Raw genomic sequence first — 3,084 nt, 5'->3', positions numbered from 1 at the left:
CAGGAGGCGATCAAGCTCCTCGGCGACAACGGCGGCGGCTTCTTCAACGCCAATTCCGCCCATCCGTTCGAGAACCCGAGCGTCTGGTCGAACATTGTGCAGAACTGGAGCCAGCTCGTGCTCCCGGTCGCGCTGGTGTTCGCCTTCGGCCGCATGGCCGTCGACGTCCGGCAGGGGCGCGCTCTTCTGATTACAATGGCCATCATCTTCGTCGTGGCGCTGGCGGTGATCTGGAAAGTCGAGGCGGCGGGCAATCCGGCACTGACCGCGCTCGGCGTCGATCCTTCGCTCGGCGTGATGGAAGGCATGGAACTGCGCTTCGGCCAGGCGGGCGCCGCCCTGTTAGCCGATGCGACAACGGGGACCGGGACGGGCGCGTCGAACGCTGTGCTCGAGTCCATGGCGCCGATCTCCGGGCTCGTCGCGATGTTCAATTTGCTGCTCGGCTGCATCTCGCCGGGCGGCGTCGGGACCGGGCTCTACAGTCTGCTACTGCTCGTCTTAATCACGGCGTTCATCGGGGCGCTGATGATCGGGCGGACGCCGGAATATCTGGGCAAGAAGATCCACGCCCGCGACATGCAGTTCGCGATGTTCGCGCTTCTCCTGCCGCCGGCGCTCGTGCTCATCTTCGCCGGCGCCGCTTCCGTCATTAAGATCGCGCTCGACAGTCTCGGCGCCGGGGGACCGCATGGACTGAGCGAGATCGTCTACGCCTACGCCTCCAGCGCCGCCGACAACGGCTCGGCCTTCCCGGGCTTGAACGCGAACACCCCTTGGTGGAACGTCACCACCGCCCTCGCAATGTTTCTCGGCCGTTTCGCGCACGCCATTCCAATCCTGGCGATCGCCGGGTCTCTCGCGGCGAAGAAAAAGGCGATGCCTTCGGCCGGAACCCTGCCGACCGACGGCGCGCTGTTCATAACCTTCCTGCTGGCGGTGATCGTGATCGTGACCCTGCTGCAATACCTTCCGGCGCTCGCGCTCGGTCCGGTCGCCGAACACCTCCTGCTTCAGCAAGGGACGCTGTTCTGAAGCAAGGCGGTAAACAGCAGCCAAGCACCCAATCCCGGAACTTTATCAATCGCTAACGATCGAGGGGCGAGTTCCGTCTTGTTTGTTTACGGGCACGGGCACAAAAATACATCAGGAAATAAGGGAGTTGTAGCATGCGTAGTTTGCAATCAGATGTGCTCTGGCCGGTCGATCGTCCAAGCACGCTGTCTGAACTCGATGCGCTGAACGAACACGAGTCGCTGGTCACTATGGGGGTGGCCGGCCATATCGGCTTGCTTCTTCTTATCGTCTTCTGCTTCGCAATAGCCGCGCAGCTTCTTGTCGGAGCGCCTCAATGATCGCGGCTCGCGCAGCTCAGGAGGCCTCCATGATTCAGCAAGACATCAAAGTAGCGACCGACGCCTGCCTGTTCATCGGACAGGATCGATGCGGGCGCTGGGTCGTCAGAGACGGGCGCGGCATGTGTGGGGGGCTGTTCGCCGACCGCACGGCGGCGATTCGGTTCGCGATGTACGAATGCCAAAGCCGTCCCCAATCGGTCATCATGCTGCCCGTCGGTCTCGAACTGGATTCGCTCCTCGAAATCGATGATTGCGGCGCTCCGGAGAATCGGCGGGCCGCGTAGGCTTCTCTTGGCCCGGACACGAGAAAACGATGGAGGCTATGCAGGTCAGTCGTACAAATGCGATCCAAGGCGGCCGCGACCACTATTCGATCGGCCGCATTAAAGCGTCCTCTGGTTGGCGCGCCGTCAACGCCTCGACCGCCGAAGCCGACCGTCGAGCAGCCGTCGATGCGCTGATTCGCAAAGCGCAAGACAACGACGCTGACGCGATTATCGGTCTCGATTTTGAAGTCGAAGGCATCAAGTCCGCTGACGTCGACGGCACTCCGTTGCAGCGCATCGCGGTCACCGGCATTGCGGTCAGATTCGCCGAAGCCGCGTGATCGGCCGCGCAGTGCTTGGCGATGCAATCTCGTCGCCGGGCGGATGGAAGGGACCGACGGGGAAGGGCAGCAAAGGGTCCGATTTGACCCGTTCGCCGAGCTGTCGCCGAACGCCCGCTATTTGCGCACTCCGGACGGCCGGTGCCGACGTATTGCAGACGTAGCAGACCGCGGCACTGGACGCCTCAATTGGGCAGGGAAGCGGACCTACAGGCGTCGCATTTCGAAGGCGCGGAGTCCGCCCTCAGCGGACGACCGGTACCGACGCATTTTGGGCTTCGACGAGCGACGGAAGCCCGCGCGGTTCCCTTACAACGCGGTCACCGCTCCGCCTGGTCGCGGGGCGAAGGAACGTCGACGCGGATGAGCCGGGAAAACTCCGGCGATTGATCCGCTGCTTTCGCGCGCGCATCGATCCGCGCGAGCGCCATCAGCTCGTTCAAGGGGATCGAGGTGACGACCGCGCCGCGGTCATAGAGGTAACCCGGCAGATAGCCGTTGACGATGAGCCGCCAGTCGAACGGCAAGGCTCCGCCTGCGGCTCTGATCAGTTTTGCCACCGCTGTCGTGCAATTGGTGGTGAGCGAATTGTAGAAAGCGGATTTCTCCGCCAGCGCGTTCGCTTCGGCGACATATTCGAGCAGCAGGATGCGCGACGTTGCGAAGCATTGCGTATTGCGCGCGGGCCAGGCATTCAGTCTTGAGGCTTGCCTACCTGACCGCGACCGGATTGAAGGCTCTGCATTCTCCAAGTTCGGTGAGGGCGCTCGGAGGAGACACAAACGGTGATGAGCGGGGCCTCCGCCAGCAGATGGCGAACCCGGTTGACGATCGTTTCGTCAGCGTTGCTCACCCGCTCGCGCAGATGCATGAACTCCAGCCAGGAGTCGATCGTGAATGTCTCCACGAAACGCCCGGCATCGCCGACGTCTTCATAAACGCCCCAGGCAAACGCGCCGTCCCGCTTTCGCGAGTGTCCCAGTTCGTCGACCGCGGCAAGGAATTCCGCGCTGTTGGCCGCGTCGACGCGGTATTCGACCACCGCGAGGACCGGCCCACGGTTGTTCTCGACCTTCCGCACGACCGTGGGCGCGCGCCAGTGCGTTGCCGGGGAGAAAT

The 3,084-nt window shown here is 63.1% G+C and carries 5 protein-coding genes and 1 pseudogene; 4 read left to right on the top strand and 2 right to left on the bottom strand.

Annotation, left to right across the window (positions count from 1 at the left end; genetic code table 11):
* The 4 genes from kdpA to ACLP25_RS08585 form a co-directional block, all read left to right on the top strand.
* Positions 1-1,035, top strand: a 1,035-nt coding sequence (gene kdpA, locus ACLP25_RS08600) for a potassium-transporting ATPase subunit KdpA (RefSeq protein ID WP_442468789.1), incomplete at its 5' end; no start/stop codon positions are given.
* A 134-nt stretch (positions 1,036-1,169) separates the two neighbouring features.
* Positions 1,170-1,355 carry a hypothetical protein gene (locus ACLP25_RS08595; protein ID WP_442468788.1) on the top strand — a complete coding sequence of 62 codons (186 nt, stop codon included), beginning with the start codon at positions 1,170-1,172 and terminating at the stop codon, positions 1,353-1,355.
* Between the two features lie 29 nt (positions 1,356-1,384).
* Entirely contained in the window at positions 1,385-1,642 is a 258-nt protein-coding gene (locus ACLP25_RS08590; protein WP_442468787.1) for a hypothetical protein, read from the top strand.
* Positions 1,643-1,671: 29 nt separating this feature from the next.
* Positions 1,672-1,965 carry a heavy metal-binding domain-containing protein gene (locus tag ACLP25_RS08585; protein WP_442468786.1) on the top strand — a complete coding sequence of 98 codons (294 nt, stop codon included), beginning with the start codon at positions 1,672-1,674 and terminating at the stop codon, positions 1,963-1,965.
* Between the two features lie 320 nt (positions 1,966-2,285).
* On the opposite strand, the pseudogene ACLP25_RS08580 reads toward ACLP25_RS08585, so the two are convergent.
* Together ACLP25_RS08580 and ACLP25_RS08575 are read right to left on the bottom strand one after the other, a co-directional pair.
* A pseudogene (locus ACLP25_RS08580) lies at positions 2,286-2,627 on the bottom strand (lipoprotein N-acyltransferase Lnb domain-containing protein); the annotation flags it as partial.
* A gap of 32 nt (positions 2,628-2,659) precedes the next feature.
* A partial coding sequence (locus tag ACLP25_RS08575) for an MFS transporter (protein WP_442468785.1) occupies positions 2,660-3,084 on the bottom strand: 425 nt, incomplete at its 5' end.

Source organism: Roseiarcus sp. (assembly GCF_052145395.1).
Classification (GTDB): Bacteria; Pseudomonadota; Alphaproteobacteria; order Rhizobiales; family Beijerinckiaceae; genus Roseiarcus.
Note: the sequence above shows the minus strand (reverse complement) of the source record. Positions and strands in the feature narration are given on the sequence as shown.

Coding starts and splice junctions, on each gene's coding strand:
- ACLP25_RS08595 (WP_442468788.1), top strand. CDS start 1,170: ATGCGTAGTTTGCAATCAGATGTGCTCTGGCCGGTCGATCGTCCAAGC.
- ACLP25_RS08590 (WP_442468787.1), top strand. CDS start 1,385: ATGATTCAGCAAGACATCAAAGTAGCGACCGACGCCTGCCTGTTCATC.
- ACLP25_RS08585 (WP_442468786.1), top strand. CDS start 1,672: ATGGAGGCTATGCAGGTCAGTCGTACAAATGCGATCCAAGGCGGCCGC.